A 16,275-nucleotide genomic window follows, 5' to 3' on the forward strand; every position below is an offset into this window, starting at 1 on the left:
TTATCCTGAGCCGGCAGCCCGCCGGCTAGAGCGGCATGCTCTGGCGCGTCTCCATCATCAGCCACTGGCGCAGCCGGCTGATGGCGGGCTCATGGGCCCGGGATCGCTTGCAGGTGAAGTAGAAGGCATCCCCCGTCTCCAGCTGGTGCACCGGCAAGGCCACCAGCTGGGGATCGTCCGGTCGCAGCATGTAATCGTTCACGAACGCCACCCCCTGATCCCAGGCCGCCGCCTCCATCGCCAGCAGCACATGACTGAAGTGGTGCATCCGCGCCTCGTCCGGAATGACCAGCCCCCCCGCCTTGGCCCAGCGCTGCCAATCCTCCCCCCGCGCCTTGTAGATGGACTGCACCGAGAGCAGCGGCAACTGCCAGATGGCGGCAGGCCACTCTCCCTCCACCTGCTGCAACAGGCGACGGCTGCAGACCGGAAAGAGCCGCTCCCGATAGATGAGATCGTGGCAATAGCCGCGCCCGTGGGGGGAGACGGTAATGAAGCAATCCGCCACCCGATCGGAGAGTTCGGGATCTTCCGCCACCATCTCGAGGCTCAGATCCAGCTCGGGGTAGAGCTGGCGCAGCCCGGCCAGCCTGGGGATCAGCCACTTCACCGCGAACGAGCTGTAGACCGCGAGCCGCAGCCGCATCTCGCCGCCACCGCGCAGCTGTTCGCTGCTCTGGGCTATCTGGCCGAGCCCGGCGGAGATCCCCTCGAAATAGCTCTCCCCCTGGGCGGTCAGTGACAGCAGGCGCCCCTGGCGCAGCAGCAGCCGCTCCCCCAGAAAGTCCTCCAGCAGGCGGATCTGGTGGCTGACCGCGCTCTGGCTGACATTGAGCTCCAGGGCCGCACGGGAGAAGCTGAGCAGGCGGGCAACCGCCTCGAAGTATTGAACGGCGCGCAGGGGAGGTAGCTTCATTATCCAAAATTCTCATGGATGGTGATTTTTTATCATTTTACTGGATAACGGGCGTCAGACTACCCTTCCCTCATCTAACGTGGGAGGTGGTATGAACGCAGTCGGGATTGGCATCCTCTATCTGGTGCTGGGCAACATGGTGGCGGTCTTCTCCGATGCGCTGGTCAAGGTGCTGGAGCCGAGCCAGCCGGTGTTCCAGTTCGTCTTCTTCCGCCAGCTCTCCGCCGCCCTCCTGCTGGCACCCTGGCTGCTCTGGTCCTGGCGGCGCAACCCGCCGGTGGCCATCAAGTGGCACCTGCTGCGGGCTCACATCTGGGCAATCGGCGTCTGCCTGATGGTGGTCGCCCTCACCCGCTTGCCGCTGGCCACCGCCAACGCCCTCTTCTATGCGGCCCCGCTGCTGATGGTGCCGCTCGCGGTCTGGCTGGCAGGGGAAGCGCTGTCGCGCCAGAAGGTGCTGACGGCCCTGGTGGGTTTCATCGGTGTGCTGATAGTGCTGCGCCCGACCGAGGTGAACTGGGCCGCCCTGGCGGCGCTTGGGGTAGCCCTCTCCATGGCGGTCAACAACCTGCTGATCAAGCGGATCCCCCTCAAGCAGCCCATAGCCCAGACCCTGTTCTTCACCAACGTGCTGAGCATGCCGATCATACTGGCGCTGGCCTGGTGGGAAGGGGGAGCCTGGCAGTGGCAGATGTGGTGGCCCGCCTTCGGCTCCTCGGCGCTGATCATGGTCTATGCGGGCTTGTGCGTGGTGGCCTATCGCAAGGCGGAGGCGAGCAAGATCGCCTCGGCGGAATACACGGGCCTGCTGATGGCGGTCGCCATCGGGGTCTGGTTGTTCGACGAGCAACCGGGTCTGCCGCTGCTGCTGGGGTGCCTGTGCATCATACTGCCGCTGGTCGCCATGGCGCGCGGCAAGTCAAAGCCGCTGGCAGAGCCGGCGGTCTGAATCAGAGCAGCAAGGGGGCAACCCTCTGCTGCAGATGGGGGATCACGGCCTGCTCGAACCAGGGATTCTTCTTGAGCCAGAAGGTGTTGCGGGGCGAAGGGTGCGGCAGCGGCAACCAGGCCGGGCCATAGTCAGCCCAGTTGCGCACCGTCTCGGTAAGCGAATCCTTGCCCGCATCACGCAGATAGTGCCGCTGAGCGTACTGGCCGATCAGCAGGGTCAGCTCTATGTTGGGCAACAGCATCAGCACCTTGTCGTGCCAGGTGGGCGCGCACTCGGGTCTGGGCGGCAGATCCCCCGACTTGCCCTTGCCGGGGTAGCAGAGCCCCATCGGCATGATGGCGATGCGGGACTCGTCGTAGAAGGTGGCCTTGTCCACCCCGAGCCAGTGGCGCAGCCGATCGCCGGAGGGGTCATCCCAGGGGATGCCGCTGGCATGGACGCGGGTACCGGGCGCCTGACCGATGATCAGCAGGCGAGCGCGCTCGCTGCCGCGGATCACCGGCCTCGGCCCCAGCGGCAGGTGGGCCTCGCACAGGCGGCAGGCCCGGATCTGTTCAAACAGCAGGTCGAGTCGGTTCATGGCCTGATGGTAACAGAGTTTCCGGCAGGATCCCGCTTGTGGAACCGGCGGCAGATACTTATCATGCGGCCACATTTGTTTAATTTAATAAACGGAAAGCGATGAAGAACTGGCTGGGCCCCGGCAGTGCGGCCCTCTCCTTCGTGCTCTGGGGCATGCTGCCCCTCTATTACCAGTTCATGCCCGAGATCAACATGTGGGAGCTGCTCTCCCACCGGGTACTCTGGTCTGTCATCCTGCTGGGCGGCCTCTTCCTGCTGCTCGGGGTGCGGGTCCCCTGGGCACGCCTGCGCAGCGAGCCCCGCCAGCTTGGCCTCATCCTGCTGGCGGGCCCCGTCATGTCCATCAGCTGGTGCATGTTCACCTGGTGCCTGACCACGGGCCAGGTGCTGGCCACCAGCCTCGCCTTCTTCATGACGCCGCTGTTCAACATCGCCTTCGCCGTGCTCTTCCTCAAGGAGCGACTCACCCCCCAGAAACATCTGGCGGTCGCCCTGGCCCTGGCGGGGCTGGCCTACATGCTGTTCTCCTACGGCGAACTGCCCTGGTTCTCCCTCATCATGGGGGCCAACTTCGCCTTCTACGGCCTCATCAAGAAGAAGGTGCGCCACGATGCCGGTGTCAGCCTCTATCTCGAGTCCCTGGCCCAGCTTCCCGTCGCCCTGCTGATCCTCGCCTGGCTGGGCCTGCACGGCATAAGCCAGTTCATGGCCGGTGACTGGGCCGACAAGCTGCTGCTGATGGGCACAGCCCCCGCGACCCTGCTGCCGGTGGGGCTGTTCTGCTACGCAGTGGCACGCACCCGCATGAGCACAGTGGGGCTGCTGCAATACATAGAGCCGAGCCTCGCCTTCCTGCTCGCCATCTTCTGGTTTGGCGAGATCCCGGATCCGGTGAAGTCGGTGGGCTTCGCCTTCGTCTGGGCCGGCCTGCTGGTGAGCCTGTTGCCCCTGCACCTGCTCAAGCGCGGCGGGCTACAGTGGCGCAAGACATGAGCATGACCATCGCGGCCGATACGCCGTCCCCCCGCTGGTTTATCTATCTGGTGCGCACCGGCGCGGGCTCGCTCTATGCGGGGATCAGCACGGATCCCGAGCGGCGCCTGCGCCAGCATCAGAGCGGCAAGGGCGCCCGTGCCCTGCGTGGCAAGGGGCCGCTGACCCTGGTGTGGCGCCAGGAGGTAGCAGACAAGGGCGAGGCACTGCGCCTCGAGTATCGCCTCAAGCAGCAGAGCAAGGCATTCAAGGAGCGCCTGGTACTCGACCCCGAACTCTGGCACGACTGGAGCCAGCCCTGGCTGAGCGCCGCCGCGACCCCCATCAATCCGTCCCCCTGAACCAGCCGCCATAAAAAAGGCCACCCAAAAGGGTGGCCGTAAAGGGTCAGGGAGGTTTAACGGTAGGTGTTCGACTGCTTGCGCCTGTTGCTGAGCAACCAGCACACCGCCAGCACCAGCAGCAACCAGGGCGCCAGCTTGATGATGAGGGCAAACATGCCGGCCAGGGCGCCAAACAGCACGAAGACCCCGCTCACCAGCAGCATGGCCAGCACGGTAAAACCGGTCAGCGCCATGGTCACCAGCACCAGCATCAAGACGATAAATTCCAGCATGTTGTGCTCCTCACAGGCTTGCAATGGCCGGCTGGTCTGATCCGGGGATCAGTCCAGCCAGCGTTTCAATTCACGACGGGGCGGCATCACCAGCACCGCCAGCAGATAGAGGGCCAGGGCCAGGGGCGGCATCAGGATAAGCGCCAGCAAGGCCAGCACCCGCACCGTCACCCTCGAGATCCCAAGCCCGTTGGCCAGACCGGCACAGACTCCGGTCAGCTTGCGATGGGCCAGATCTTTGGGCCAGGGGCTCATGGTTATGCCTCCGCCTTCCGGCTTTTCAGGCGAGCCAGCTCGCGCTCAATCTCGTCGTTCAACTCCAGCTCGCGGAACTGGGCCTCCAGCGAGGGATTCTGCCCCAGAGTAGCCGCCTCCAGCTGGGCTTCCAGCTGATCGACCCGGCCCTGAAAGCCGTCGAAGCGGGCCATCAGCTCATGCATGCGCTGGTTGTCCACCTGGGCGCGGGCACGGATCCGGCTGTGGGCAGTCTGTTCGCGCAGGGTCAGCATCTTCTGCTTCTCGCGGGCCTCGGTCAGCTTGGTCGTCAGCCGCTCGCTGTCGGCGGTGAGCTGGGCCAGCACCTCGGCTACCCGGGCCTTGTCCTGCTCCAGTTGCTCGCACTTCTTGACCTCGGCCAGCTTCTCCGTGAGGGCGGCACGGGCCAGATCCTCACGTCCCTTCTGGATGGCGAGCTCGGCCTTGGCAGACCACTCCTGGATCTGGTGGCGCAGCGCCTGCTGATGGCGCTCCAGCTGTTTCTGTTCGGCGATGACGCGGGCGGCCTGGGTTCTCATCTCGATCTGCACCTGCTCCATCTCTTCGATCATCAGACGCAGCATCTTCTCCGGCTCTTCACTCTTGTCGAGCAGGCTGTGCAGGTTGGCATTGATCACGTCAGTCAGGCGGCTGAATACGCTCATGGTCTGGCTCCTTGTTCATGGGGATGGCTATCTCTTCCCATGGCATTACAAGAGCCGTGCCAAGATAATTTATTGTTGTTTTACAGATAGATGGAGATTCGACGTTGCCATCTCAAGGCAATGAGTTGGTAAAAATGGCCAACATGGTGGTGATTTTAACCAATAAAAAAGGGAGCCGGCGGCTCCCTTCATGCAGTTGGGCTCAGACATCAGGCGGCCGGGCGATGACCCAGCTTGCCATCCAGCTCCGCCAGCTTGGCTTCCATCTTGGCCCGGCAGGTATCCGACAGATCGCGGATGCCGGCGGCGCCGTGCTCCTTGCTGCACAGGGGGGGCAGCATCTCCAGCAGCACCTCGCCGTTGTCCCAGCGGTTCAGGTCAACCTGACCGAAGTAGCTGGAGCAGACGATGGGCACCACGGGCACTTCAGCCTGGACGGCGGTGTGGAAGGCGCCGGCCTTGAACGGCAGCAGACCGCGGCCCTGGGAGCGGGTCCCTTCCGGGAACATCCAGATGGAGGTGCCGTGGTGCTTGATGCGATCCACCACCTGGCCTATGGTGCCGATGGCGCGGGAGCGGTTGGATCTGTCGATCAGCACGTTGCCGGAGAGCCAGAAGATGAGGCCGAAGAAGGGCAGCCACAGCAGGCTCTTCTTGCCCACCGCCACCACGCCGGGGCGCACGGCACCGGTCACGGTGAAGATGTCGAAGTTGCTCTGGTGATTGCAGACATAGACGGCAGGCCCCGCCGACTTGACCTCGTCCGGTATGGTGACCCGGACCTTGAGCCCGATGAGCGGGCAGACGGCATGGTACATGCGGGCGAAAACATAGACGTTGTTGGGGTGGCGCGGACGCACCAGACAGAGCAACAGACCAAACACGAACCAGAAGATGAGCAGCAGGGTAAGCAGCAGCACACGGGCAAGTTTGAGCATCGAACACCTCGGAATTTGACTCGGCGCAGTATACTGGTCCCCCTTTTAGCGAACAAGCGTTCGCCAGACAGAACCGACCACGCCAGATGGAGCATGTGGTCGCATCGAATCCCGCTGGCTTGCTCACGCCACCATTGATCGATAGGATATGCCCCATTCAACAGGGTAGGACGAGCATGATTTTGCGACAACGCGTGGCGACAAGACTCCTGCTGCTGGTCTGCATCCTGGTGCTCAACTGTGCGGCCCAGCCGCTGGCCAGACTGGCACAGCTCGACCAGGCCCTGAGCTGCCAGATGCTCCCCCTCTCCTCGTCCAGCGCCGATGCAAACGAGGGGCAAGCCGCGACGCCCCAGCCCAGCAGTTGCCAGCTCAACGGCAAGTGGCTCAGTGCCGCCAATCTGCTCTGCGCTGAGCAGATCTTCTTTGCCATCGCCTTCGTGATTGCCCTGCTGGCGCCCCTGTCGCGCCGCGCCCCTGCGCTTCCTCCTCCCATCAACATCTCGCCTCCCGAACGGCGACTGCACCTCACCCTCTGCGTCTGGCGGGAATGAGTCTGCGGCGGTTTTCTCCACCCTGACTTTCATTTTCAAGAGACAAACACATGTCAAACATCATCAAGACCGCCCTGTTGCTGAGCGGTCTGCTGTGGCAATCCATGGGATTGGCCAGCGACACCGGCTGGCTCACCAGCCCCCAGAACGATCACGCCAAGGTGCGGCTGCAAGCCGACACCCGGGATCCCGCCGCCCCCCGGGTGCTGCTCAGCCTGCAGCTTGAATCCGGCTGGAAAACCTATTGGCAGAACCCGGGGGAAGGCGGCATAGCCCCCGAGATCCTCTGGGATAAGCCCGAACCGGCGGCGCAGTGGCACTGGCCAGTGCCCAGACGGTTCGACGTCAGCGGCATCTCGACCCAGGGCTACCAGGGGGACGTCAGCCTGCCCATCAGCCTCACCCGCAGCGGCGGCGAGGCACTGACGGGCACCCTGCGCCTCTCGACCTGCAGCAACGTCTGCATCCTGACCGACTACCCCTTCACCCTGGCGCTGGATGGCGCTGCCCCTGAGGGGTTCGACCTTGCCTATGCGAAGGCGATGAGCACCCAGCCACAGGCCATGCCGGACACTGTGACCCTCAAGGCGGGCTACCGGCAGAACCAGTTGCAACTGACCGCAGACAACCCCCAGGGCTGGCAGGATCCCCAGGTGTTCCTCCAGCGCCTGGAGGGGGCCGAATTTGGCGAGCCCAGCCTGGAGGTGCAGGGCAACACCCTGATCGCCCGCATTCCGGTCAGCGATGGCTGGCAGGGGGATGCCCCCGATATCCGTCATCAGCCACTCGGGTTGGTACTGGCGAGCGGCGAGCAGGCCTGGCAGAGCGAGGTCCGCATAGGTGAGCCCCTGACCCTGCCGAGCGGCGGCCGTTCGCTGCTCTGGCTGCTGGGAGCCGCGCTGCTGGGGGGGCTCATCCTCAACCTGATGCCCTGCGTGCTGCCGGTGCTGGCCCTCAAGCTGGGATCCGTGCTGCAACTCGAGAGCCGGGAGCGCCGCCCGGTGCGCCTGCAATTCCTGGCGGCCAGTGCCGGCATCCTGGTCTCCTTCTGGGCGCTGGCGCTGATGAGCACCCTGCTGCGCGCCACCCAGGGGGCCGTCGGCTGGGGCATACAGTTCCAGAGCGTCTGGTTTATCGGCTTCATGGTGGTGGTGACGGCGCTGTTCTGCGCCAACCTGCTGGGGCTGTTCGAGCTGCGGCTGCCGAGCAACCTCAATACCCGCCTGGCCACCAGCGGCGGTCAGGGCCTGGGGGGTCACTTCCTGCAGGGCTGCTTTGCCACCCTGCTGGCCACCCCCTGCTCCGCGCCCTTCCTCGGCACTGCGGTCGCCTTTGCCCTCGGGGCGCCGCTGGGTCAGCTCTGGCTCATCTTTACCGCGCTGGGTGTGGGCATGAGCCTGCCCTGGCTGCTCATCGCCGCCGTCCCTCGTCTCGCGCTCTGGCTGCCGAAACCGGGTCGCTGGATGGGGCGCCTGCGCACCCTGCTCGGCCTGATGATGCTGGGCTCCAGCCTCTGGCTGCTCAGCCTGCTCGGCAACCACATAGGCCCCTTCTGGGTGCTGATCCTGATGGCGCTGATGCTGACGGCCCTGCTGCTGGCCGTGGTGTGGCGCCACGGCATACGGGCACTGACCCTGGGGCTGGCACTGGGCTGCCTGCTGGGCGGGGCCCTGCTGCTCGGCGGCGCCTTCACCCTGGACGGCAAGCCTCAGCAGGACAGGGTCGACTGGCAGCCGCTCTCCGAGCAGGCCATCACGATGGCACTGGCCCAGAACAAGCGAGTCTTCATCGATGTGACCGCCGACTGGTGCATCACCTGCAAAGCCAACAAATTCAACGTACTGCTGCGAGATGACGTGCAGCAGGCCCTGAGCGCCCCCGATGTGGTGGCCCTGCGCGGGGACTGGAGCCACCCCTCCGACAGCATCGCCAGCTTCCTGCGCCAGCGCGGCAGCGTGGCCATTCCCTTCAACCAGATCTACGGGCCCGGCCTGACGGATGGCGAGATCCTCTCCCCCCTGCTGGACCGATCGACCCTGCTTGCCACCCTGGCGCAAGCCGGTATTGCCCCCTCTCAAGGAGAAACCAAATGAAACCGACCCTGCTCGTCCTGACCCTGCTGGGCACACTCTTGACCCCGGCCCTGCACGCCGCCCCCTTCACCCCGGAACAGGAGGCCCGCATCAAGGAGCTCATCCGCGAGACCCTGGTCCAGAATCCGAAGATCCTGGATGAGGCGGCCGAATCCTGGGAGAAACAGAACGCCGCCGATCAGGCGGCCCAGCTCGGCGACTTCATCAAGGGCAACAAAGACGTGCTGTTCAACAGCGCCACCAGCCCGCGCCTGGGGGCCAAGAACCCCAAGCTGACCCTGGTGCTCTTCACCGACTACAACTGCCCCTACTGCAAGCAGTTCGACCCAGCGGTAGCCAAGCTGCTCAAGGCCTATCCGAACGATCTGGGGCTGGTGATCAAGCTGCTGCCGTTCAAGGGACAGACCTCCGCCAAGGCGGCCCAGTACAGCCTCACCCTGTGGCAGCAGGATCCGGCCCGCTTCCTCGCCCTGCACGACAAGCTGATGAGCAAGCAGGGCATGCTGACCGAGGCGGACATCAACAAGGCGCTGGCGGCCACCGGCAATGTGGCGCTCAAGCCTGAGGGCAAGGCCACAGAGGAGCTGCGCAATAGCCTGCGCATCGGCACCTTGCTTGGGGTGCAGGGCACACCGGCGACGCTTATCGGCAACCAGCTGGTGCCGGGCGCGCTTCCCTATGAGCAGCTCGAGCAGCTCGTGAAAACTGAACTGGCGAAACTGGGGTAACCAATGACCGAGACAGTCACCCCCAGACCCCGCTGGCGACGCTGGGGCAAGGAGGCGCTCTGGCTGCTGCTGTTTGCCCTGATCATCTCGACCCTGCTGGATCTGTGGCGCAGCCCGGCGCTGCCGGAGGGGAGCCCGCTGCCTGTGCTGACCCTGCAAGATGGCACCCAGGCCGACCTGCAGGCCATGAGCAGGGACAGGCCCTTGCTGGTCTACTACTGGGCCAGCTGGTGCGCCGTCTGCCGCTTCACTACCCCGACGGTAGAGCAGCTCTGGCAAGACGGCGGTAACCTGCTGACGGTGGCGCTGCGCTCCGGCGACGACGCCAGGTTGCAACAGGGCATGGCCAGGAAGGGGCTGACCTTCCCCACCCACAACGATGAGCAGGGGGCGCTCGCCGCCCGCTGGCAGGTGAGCGTCACCCCCAGCTTCCTCATCATCAAGGAGGGCAAGGTAGTGAGCAGCACCACGGGCTGGAGCAGTCGCTGGGGCTTGCAGCTGCGGCTGCTGTGGGCCAGCTGGCTGGCTTGAGCCCCCTCACAATGAGCAGAGCCCGGTATGACTACCGGGCTCTTTTTTTATCTGAAGGCCGAACTTGCTGATGCGCCCCCTATTGCGCCGGTGACATGGCCCCCTGCCCGATCCGGGCCTTGACGCTGGCCCGTTCGGCCTCGTCGATCACGCCGTCAGCGTTCTTGTCCAGACGGGTGAAGAGGCTCTCATGGCGCTGGATGAACTGCGCCTTGGTCGTATCCTGCATCGGCCTCATGTTGCCCATCTTGCCCGGCATGGCCTTGCCCGATTGCTTCATCGCCTCTTGCATCTTGGCCATGGCGGCCTCTTTCTCGGCGACCGACAGGGTGCCATCACCGTTGCTGTCTTGCCGGGCGAAGCGCTGCTCGGCTCTCTCCATAAACTGGGCCTTGGTGACATCCCCCTTGAGCAGCACCAGCGGCTCATCGAGGCTCTCATCGGCGGCGATGGCGAGGCCGCCCAGCAGTACCAGAGGCAGAAGATAAAGTTTGAACATGGCGGTTAATTCCTTTTGGTGGCCGCGATCTTGTCGAGGCCTGATGAGGATCGCCAGGGCAGGTCCCTTGTCACATGCACGTCCGGCGATTTGGTACCGGCATGGGCGCACTGTCGCCCGTCACGGATACCCTCTGTCAGTGTAGTCCCCATGCAGGGGCCCCATGCCAGACGGGCTGGCAAGCCGCTTAATGACGACCGGGCTCCCCGTTCGCCCCGGGTCGCTGCCATATCGCGTCCTATTCATGGCGGTGGCCGGTGGTTTCCGTTAAAATGACGGGTTTTTACCGTGCCTGGTTCCCCAAGCCCCATCAGGCGCCAGCATTGTGACTCTGATGATGCCAGTGATGCAGGATCTGCCATGAACAACTACTTTCGGGTGCTGGGCGTCAAGTCCAACGCCAGCGAAAACGACATCAAGAAAGCCTATCGACGGCTCTCGAACCAGTACCACCCCGACAAGTTGCACGGGGCGAGCGAAGAAGAGAAAGAGCAGGCAGCCATCAAGCTGCATCAGGTGAAGAAGGCCTACGAGGTGCTTTCCGATCCCAAGGCGAGAGCCGCTTTTATCAAAGATTTCAACAACGTCATCGTGACCGATCCCGCTGCTGCCATGCAGGAGATGTGGGACCAATTCTACCCCTGAGGGCGCTATGCAAAAAAAATGGGACCAGGCTCGACTCAAGGCGCTGCAAAGTGATGCCAGCGAGAACATCGAATCCTACCGGGATCAGGATCAGCCCAAGGCACTCGAGCAGTTCACCGGCAAGATGAAGGCCCTGCTGCTGGCCGACATCAGCATGCTGGAGTTCATGCCCGAATACCTGCCGCTGGCCCTCTATGGCCGGGTGCAGTTCCCGCCCAAGGCGAAGCCGCAGTGGGCCAGGTGGCTCGCCGACGGCGTACAACCCTCATGGGACGAGTTCAAGGTGTCGGTGGCCTTCAACAACGCCGATCTGCCGCTGGTCAAGGTGGTGCGGGCCCAGAGCGAAGATCAGCTGATCGAAGCCTGCGCCGTGCTCTACCTGCTGGACAACCCCCTGCCCCGCGGTGGCCGTCGTGCCGATGACGACTTTGATCTACGCGACGACGAAGATGACGACGGGGAAGATGCCGACGCCGACTATCATGGCGGTGATGGCGAAGAAGACGATCAGGACATGTACGACGAAGTGCGTTTCTAATTTGAGGCAAAGCATGAACAGTCTGATAGAAATTACCGCCATCGAGATCAAAGAGCTGGCCGTGGTCGAGCCCAAGCAGGCCAGCGAAAAGTTCGAGCTGATCGCCAAGACGATGTCCGACGAGCAACTGGCCGAAGTCATTGAAAATATTGATATCGTTACCCTGACCCAGATCAACGGCCAGCACGACATCTCCTTCCCGTCCATCATCTCCGAGCTGATGACTCCGGAGCGGATCCGCGACATCGTCTGCCAGCAACCTCTCTACTGGGAGGAGGCCATCAAGAACAATGCCGAGGAGCTGCAACAGCACACCTTCGACTTCCTCAACTACCTGATCCGCACCCAGGACAGCGAGGCCAAGCAGCGCGAGATCCTGGAGTGCATCGCCGAGGATCCCGCCGGGCTCTTCTACCTCGCCATCCCCTTCATCGAGTTCTACCGTGGCGATCGCTACGAGGATGAAGAGGGCTATAGCGATGGCCTGCACGCCGAAGAGGAAGATCTCGAGGAGTCCCTCGCCTACAGCGAGCGCCAGCAGAGCGAGGATGCCCACGACTACCCGCTGGATGATCCGAGAAGCCTCTTGATGCTGATCCGCGAGCAGGCTCCCGAGGTGGAGAAAGCCATCAAGTCGCTGCTGCGCAGCGAGAACGCCACCTGGGAGGGGATCATCAACAAGTTCGCCAACGAGCTGGTGATGCAGGCCAAGGAGAAGAACCAGGTCAGCGACGAGTACGACGAAGTGGACGACATGTTCAGCTTCCTGGATTGAGGAGAGCCCTATGCAACTAGTCATCCGCGAGGCCAACGAAGGTCCCTTCCTCACCCAGGTGCTGCGCTTTGGCGCCGAGCGTGAACTCCTGAGCGCCCAGCAACTTGCCGCCATCAAGGGCAAGGCGGTGCTGATGAGCCTGAAATTCGCCGACAAGTACTACAACAAGTACAAGATGCACCTGCTGGAGCAGGCCGCCCACGACGTCATCGGCGTGGTGAGCTTGGGATTGCAGGAGCTCTCCGGGCGCGACACGGCCCGGGCGCTGGCCCTGCTGCAGGCGCCGGAAGGCCCCATCAAGCCGTTCCAGAAGGGCTGGTCCATGCTGATCTCCGTCAGCCCCAGGCAGACCGGCAACAGCCTCTATGGGGACGTGGATGCCCGTCTGCTGGACAAGATCTCGAGCCCTCCCGATGTGGAGGAGTGGCAAGGGTGGCAGGAGTACGAGAAGGCGCTGGCCGAGCACAACAAGGTCCGCCTGATGGGGCTCATCGATCAGCACTTCTTCGCCTGCGAGAGCGATCACCCCACCATGGAAGACAAGCTGGCCGAGGCCCTGCTCTACCGCATCCTCTGTGGCAAGGGCAGCGGCGCCGCCCCCCTCAAGGTGAAACAGGATCTCAAGCGCAGGCTGGCGCGGGAGATTGAGCTCGACGAGGCCTGGTACGACACCGCGCATCTAACCACCCAGCTTGCCCTCATGCTCGCCGAGCTGCCCGCCGACATGGCCGATGCCCTCCGCCAGGAGCTGAGCCCGGGCTTCGTGCCCAACCTGCTGCACACCCTGGGGTTTGTCCGCCAGTACCAGCAGCAGCAAAGGGAGAACGCCTCGCCGGAGAAGCTAGACAACTTCGAGATGCGCGCCGGCCTCAGGCACCCCCTGCTCGGCTGGCCCCTCTACCACGACTTCTAGGGCGCTTGTCTGCCTTGAGAACTTGTCCCCCAACGCCCGGCTCGCCGGGCGTTGTCATCTCTGCGCCCCCGCACAAGCGCCGCCAATAAAAAGTGCCCCTATAAGCGCTAGCGTACAGACGCCCCAGCCGGGGTGAGGGAAGATGGCCCCATCACGAACAGGCGCAGGTCGCGCCGACCGATATACGGCCCCCTGGCGCGTCATCCCCTGCGCCCTGGCGTCCCCTGAACCAACCACTATCCGGGCTGATGCGTCGGGGTCCGGGTCGGGATCGGCAACCCCACCGGGATGGTTTGCCGCATACCCCAGGCGCATTGCACAACATCAAGAGGTAACCCCATGAACAAGCTCCATGGTTTGGCACGAGGGACGGTGGCAATGGCCCTGCTGATTGGCCTGGCAGCCTGCTCCGGCATGTCGCAACAGGGCAAGAGTACCGCCGTGGGTGCCGGCATAGGTGCCGTCGGCGGCGCAGTCCTGACCGGAGGCAGCGCGGCCGGCACCATAGGTGGTGCCGTCGTCGGTGGCGTCATCGGCCACGAGATCAAGAAATAGGTCTCCCCCTCCCTTCTCATCCAGCGCCCGATCCGTCGGGCGCTGTTCTGCCTGGACTCATGACCCCCAATGCCGGCCGGGTGGCGCCAACTACCTCCTCAGCGTCATTGGCCCACATTTTGTCGGGGATATAATGGCCCCCTCATACCGACCGCAGGGGAGCGCAGTGAGCAGAAAACCCGACCGCATTACCGCCATGCAGCAGATCATCGACGCCGTGAAGCAAGAATTCCCGCTCTATCAGCCAGATACCTTCAAATGCGGGCCCGACAACAGCTGCATCGGCTGCCCCAAGAAGCTGATGGAGCTGGTGGATACGGATCTCTGCTACTGGCAATATCAGATCCAGCGCGGCATTGCGCCCAGCTTCGACGAGCTAAACCGCTTCGGCAAGATGTGCAAGAACATCCGCCGGGCGCTGGTGCGCAGCGGCCGCATCCCCGCCTGATGCTCTGCATCCATATCTGATAAGGTGTGACCGACAGGCCCGGATCGGGCACAAGCGAGAAGGAGACCAAGATGACCCAGGAGCGGATCCAGACCCGATATCAGCTGGCGGGCCCCTTTGCCACTCAGGCCGAGTTGGAGCAGGCCATAGCCCGGGCAATAGAGCACCACAAGCAGGACTTCTTCCCCCTGCTGGAGCGGCTAGTGGATGTGGGGGACACCAGAGTCAACCTGAGCCAGCAGAACCCGCTGCGGGTGCTGAGCATCGAACTCGATGAAGATGGCAGCAAGGGGCTGGCCCACCTCAACTACGAGTCCAACTTCGCCGAGAGCTGCCTCATCATCAACGAATATGACCAGCACCAGACTAGCGTGCCTTTTCGCCTGGAAGGGGATGAGCTTGTCTTCGACCTTGAGCTACCCATCGCCTGGAATTTCAATAATTAATACTTCGGCGGTGCGATTCACCTTGTTTATTGCGCCCTGCCGGCTCTTGAGCACTGATAAGGACATTAGATGCATATTCACCAGGCAACCTCCGTTGATATCGACGATCTCACCCTCTTGTTTGATGCCTATCGCCAATTTTATGGACAGGCTCCGGCGCCCATGGCCGCAGCCGCCTTCATTGCCGAACGTCTTGCCAAAAGTGAGTCTGTTATCTTTCTGGCTCGCGGTGAGACGGGTGAAGCCATTGGCTTTGCCCAGCTTTATCCCGCCTTCTCATCCGTTGCGATGAAGCGGATGTGGTATCTCAACGATCTGTTTGTCGCAGCATCGGCCCGCCAGCAAGGAGTCGCGAGAGCCTTGCTAAAACAGGTGGCGACCTTTGCCAGGGAGACGGACGCACTGACGGTCAAACTGGCCACAGCCGTATCCAATCTGCCCGCGAAAGCACTCTACGAATCGGAGGGATATCAAAAGGTTGTCGCCTTTGATCACTATACCCAGCGGGTTTAGCGAGCAGGGTTGAGCGACGCAGTCTCCTCGGCCATGGTGCAGCTCTCTTGGCAATAGGGAAAAGATGGGTTGTCCGCAGCATAGTGGCTGCCAGGAAGGCAGGTGCTCCGCAATAACAGCTTGATGGTCGGCCGTTAAATAAAGAGGCTGGCGTGACTACTCAGGTGCCCCACTTGGTGTAGGGTTGTCTCCATGCCAACTGAATGAACTATCGGGGGTCAGCATGGGTGAGCACCAATCAGCAGCAATACCGGAATTGAATGACGGTGATTGCTATGGCTTCGAGCGCAAGAGTGCCGGAGACTTCCCCTTTTATCGCCAATCCCCAAATACCTTGTCTGGCCGCAGCTGGGTGCTGATCTTGCTGGGGGTGGTGCTGGGTTTTGCCGTGCTGACGGCGCACATAGGGTTTTATAAAACCACGGCGGGCGGCTTTGTCCCCGCCATCCTGTTTCCTCTCATCCCCCTGGCCGTGCTCGCCATGGTGGCGGGGAAGGCATGGCGATCGCTGTTTAGAACGCCGACGGGGCGGGATGTCCTCTTGATGCTGGCGATTGCCGGCGCCAACATCCTGGTTTCGGTCGTCGTTGCCTTGGTACTGCAGCACCTGTTCAAGATGAGTGAAAACCCGGTCAGCGCCATGCTGGCAGAGGCCTCCAATACGGCGCGCATCCTCTTTTATGTAAAAACGGCGCCCCAGCTCTTTGGCGAGGAGGTGGTCTCCATACTGCCTTTTCTGGCCATCCTCTGGTTTTGTCACACCAAGCTCAGCCTGAGCCGCAAGCGAGCGCTGCTCACCGCCTGGCTCTGCACCGCCCTTATCTTCGGGGCCATGCACCTGCCCACTTATGACTGGAATTTTCTGCAATGCTTTCTGGTGATCGGCACGGCCCGCATAGTGCTGCTCAGTGGCTACATCATCACCAAAAATATCTGGGTATCGACAGGCGCACACATCATCAATGACTGGCTGCTGTTTACCGTCATGGTGCTGCTGCGTGGTGGCCAGGCTGGCATATAAGAGCAGCGGGGCATGATCACAGGAAAGGAGCCTTGCCGGCTCCTTTTTCCATTAACCAGCCCATAGAAAAGGCGAAGCCCTTGCCTCGCCTTTGCCTGC

Annotated in this window: 23 protein-coding genes; 16 read left to right on the forward strand and 7 right to left on the reverse strand. The window is 62.9% G+C overall.

Annotated features, from left to right (window positions below; all coding sequences use genetic code 11):
- Positions 1 to 25: 25 nt before the first annotated feature.
- Positions 26 to 916, reverse strand: a complete 891-nt coding sequence (locus ACFWHB_RS18900; RefSeq protein WP_025325605.1) for a LysR substrate-binding domain-containing protein — start codon at positions 914 to 916, stop codon at positions 26 to 28.
- A gap of 91 nt (positions 917 to 1,007) precedes the next feature.
- Here ACFWHB_RS18900 and ACFWHB_RS18905 point away from each other — a divergent pair, with 91 nt between their 5' ends.
- Complete coding sequence (locus tag ACFWHB_RS18905; RefSeq protein WP_005331061.1) at positions 1,008 to 1,865, forward strand: DMT family transporter; 858 nt, start codon at positions 1,008 to 1,010, stop codon at positions 1,863 to 1,865.
- Between the two features lies 1 nt (position 1,866).
- Here ACFWHB_RS18905 and ACFWHB_RS18910 read toward each other — a convergent pair whose 3' ends face one another.
- Positions 1,867 to 2,448: a uracil-DNA glycosylase family protein gene (locus tag ACFWHB_RS18910; protein ID WP_111913429.1), complete on the reverse strand. Its 582-nt coding sequence runs from the start codon at positions 2,446 to 2,448 to the stop codon at positions 1,867 to 1,869.
- Between the two features lie 101 nt (positions 2,449 to 2,549).
- Between ACFWHB_RS18910 and rarD the strand changes: the two genes are divergently transcribed.
- Both rarD and ACFWHB_RS18920 read left to right on the forward strand, forming a co-directional pair.
- Complete coding sequence (gene rarD / locus ACFWHB_RS18915; RefSeq protein WP_395949038.1) at positions 2,550 to 3,443, forward strand: EamA family transporter RarD; 894 nt, start codon at positions 2,550 to 2,552, stop codon at positions 3,441 to 3,443.
- The gene (locus ACFWHB_RS18920) at positions 3,440 to 3,784 is read left to right on the forward strand and encodes a GIY-YIG nuclease family protein (RefSeq protein ID WP_393937364.1); all 345 of its coding nucleotides are present in this window, start codon (positions 3,440 to 3,442) and stop codon (positions 3,782 to 3,784) included. Before rarD ends, ACFWHB_RS18920 begins: the two co-directional genes overlap by 4 nt.
- Positions 3,785 to 3,840: 56 nt before the next feature.
- On the opposite strand, the gene pspG is transcribed toward ACFWHB_RS18920, so the two are convergent.
- From pspG to ACFWHB_RS18940, 4 genes are all read right to left on the reverse strand, one after another.
- Complete coding sequence (gene pspG / locus ACFWHB_RS18925; protein WP_005331057.1) at positions 3,841 to 4,059, reverse strand: envelope stress response protein PspG; 219 nt, start codon at positions 4,057 to 4,059, stop codon at positions 3,841 to 3,843.
- A gap of 48 nt (positions 4,060 to 4,107) precedes the next feature.
- On the reverse strand, positions 4,108 to 4,314 hold the full coding sequence (locus ACFWHB_RS18930) for a PspC domain-containing protein (RefSeq protein WP_005331055.1): 207 nt from the start codon (positions 4,312 to 4,314) through the stop codon (positions 4,108 to 4,110).
- Positions 4,315 to 4,316: 2 nt separating this feature from the next.
- Positions 4,317 to 4,979 carry a phage shock protein PspA gene (gene pspA / locus ACFWHB_RS18935; protein ID WP_393937363.1) on the reverse strand — a complete coding sequence of 221 codons (663 nt, stop codon included), beginning with the start codon at positions 4,977 to 4,979 and terminating at the stop codon, positions 4,317 to 4,319.
- A 209-nt stretch (positions 4,980 to 5,188) separates the two neighbouring features.
- Entirely contained in the window at positions 5,189 to 5,917 is a 729-nt protein-coding gene (locus ACFWHB_RS18940) for a 1-acylglycerol-3-phosphate O-acyltransferase (protein ID WP_106885064.1), read from the reverse strand.
- A gap of 176 nt (positions 5,918 to 6,093) precedes the next feature.
- Here ACFWHB_RS18940 and ACFWHB_RS18945 point away from each other — a divergent pair, with 176 nt between their 5' ends.
- From ACFWHB_RS18945 to ACFWHB_RS18960, 4 genes are read left to right on the forward strand one after another with little or no spacing between them, the layout of a single operon-like run.
- A complete protein-coding gene (locus ACFWHB_RS18945; protein ID WP_005331045.1) occupies positions 6,094 to 6,471 on the forward strand; it encodes a hypothetical protein in 378 nt (125 codons plus the stop codon).
- A 50-nt stretch (positions 6,472 to 6,521) separates the two neighbouring features.
- On the forward strand, positions 6,522 to 8,564 hold the full coding sequence (locus tag ACFWHB_RS18950; protein WP_395949039.1) for a protein-disulfide reductase DsbD family protein: 2,043 nt from the start codon (positions 6,522 to 6,524) through the stop codon (positions 8,562 to 8,564).
- Positions 8,561 to 9,292, forward strand: coding sequence for a DsbA family protein (locus ACFWHB_RS18955; RefSeq protein WP_395949040.1), 732 nt, complete (start codon positions 8,561 to 8,563; stop codon positions 9,290 to 9,292). Before ACFWHB_RS18950 ends, ACFWHB_RS18955 begins: the two co-directional genes overlap by 4 nt.
- Positions 9,293 to 9,295: 3 nt before the next feature.
- A complete protein-coding gene (locus ACFWHB_RS18960; protein WP_171275363.1) occupies positions 9,296 to 9,823 on the forward strand; it encodes a protein disulfide oxidoreductase in 528 nt (175 codons plus the stop codon).
- Between the two features lie 79 nt (positions 9,824 to 9,902).
- Here the strand turns inward: ACFWHB_RS18960 and ACFWHB_RS18965 are convergent, their stop codons facing one another.
- Positions 9,903 to 10,322, reverse strand: a complete 420-nt coding sequence (locus ACFWHB_RS18965; RefSeq protein WP_111913413.1) for an EF-hand domain-containing protein — start codon at positions 10,320 to 10,322, stop codon at positions 9,903 to 9,905.
- 360 nt (positions 10,323 to 10,682) lie between these two features.
- On the opposite strand from ACFWHB_RS18965, the gene ACFWHB_RS18970 reads away from it, so the two are divergent.
- The 9 genes from ACFWHB_RS18970 (at position 10,683) to ACFWHB_RS19010 (ending at position 16,176) form a co-directional block, all read left to right on the forward strand.
- Positions 10,683 to 10,967, forward strand: coding sequence for a cold adaptation protein ActJcold adaptation protein ActJ (locus tag ACFWHB_RS18970; protein ID WP_025325592.1), 285 nt, complete (start codon positions 10,683 to 10,685; stop codon positions 10,965 to 10,967).
- Between the two features lie 7 nt (positions 10,968 to 10,974).
- Entirely contained in the window at positions 10,975 to 11,505 is a 531-nt protein-coding gene (locus tag ACFWHB_RS18975; protein ID WP_234691314.1) for a cold adaptation protein AtcA, read from the forward strand.
- Positions 11,506 to 11,518: 13 nt separating this feature from the next.
- Complete coding sequence (locus ACFWHB_RS18980; protein ID WP_106885072.1) at positions 11,519 to 12,280, forward strand: cold adaptation protein AtcB; 762 nt, start codon at positions 11,519 to 11,521, stop codon at positions 12,278 to 12,280.
- 10 nt (positions 12,281 to 12,290) lie between these two features.
- Positions 12,291 to 13,193 (forward strand): cold adaptation protein AtcC, encoded by a 903-nt coding sequence (locus tag ACFWHB_RS18985; RefSeq protein ID WP_234691315.1) that lies wholly within the window; start codon positions 12,291 to 12,293, stop codon positions 13,191 to 13,193.
- Between the two features lie 339 nt (positions 13,194 to 13,532).
- Complete coding sequence (locus ACFWHB_RS18990) at positions 13,533 to 13,748, forward strand: glycine zipper 2TM domain-containing protein (protein ID WP_168236345.1); 216 nt, start codon at positions 13,533 to 13,535, stop codon at positions 13,746 to 13,748.
- Positions 13,749 to 13,944: 196 nt separating this feature from the next.
- Complete coding sequence (locus ACFWHB_RS18995; protein ID WP_162520044.1) at positions 13,945 to 14,196, forward strand: hypothetical protein; 252 nt, start codon at positions 13,945 to 13,947, stop codon at positions 14,194 to 14,196.
- Between the two features lie 71 nt (positions 14,197 to 14,267).
- Entirely contained in the window at positions 14,268 to 14,642 is a 375-nt protein-coding gene (locus ACFWHB_RS19000; protein ID WP_234691316.1) for a hypothetical protein, read from the forward strand.
- Between the two features lie 69 nt (positions 14,643 to 14,711).
- Positions 14,712 to 15,155: a GNAT family N-acetyltransferase gene (locus tag ACFWHB_RS19005; RefSeq protein WP_106885077.1), complete on the forward strand. Its 444-nt coding sequence runs from the start codon at positions 14,712 to 14,714 to the stop codon at positions 15,153 to 15,155.
- 223 nt (positions 15,156 to 15,378) lie between these two features.
- Positions 15,379 to 16,176 (forward strand): CPBP family intramembrane glutamic endopeptidase, encoded by a 798-nt coding sequence (locus tag ACFWHB_RS19010; protein WP_234691317.1) that lies wholly within the window; start codon positions 15,379 to 15,381, stop codon positions 16,174 to 16,176.
- Positions 16,177 to 16,275: the final 99 nt, after the last annotated feature.

Origin of the sequence: Aeromonas mytilicola subsp. aquatica, assembly GCF_044336385.1 — a bacterium.
Lineage (GTDB): Bacteria > Pseudomonadota > Gammaproteobacteria > Enterobacterales > Aeromonadaceae > Aeromonas > Aeromonas rivipollensis.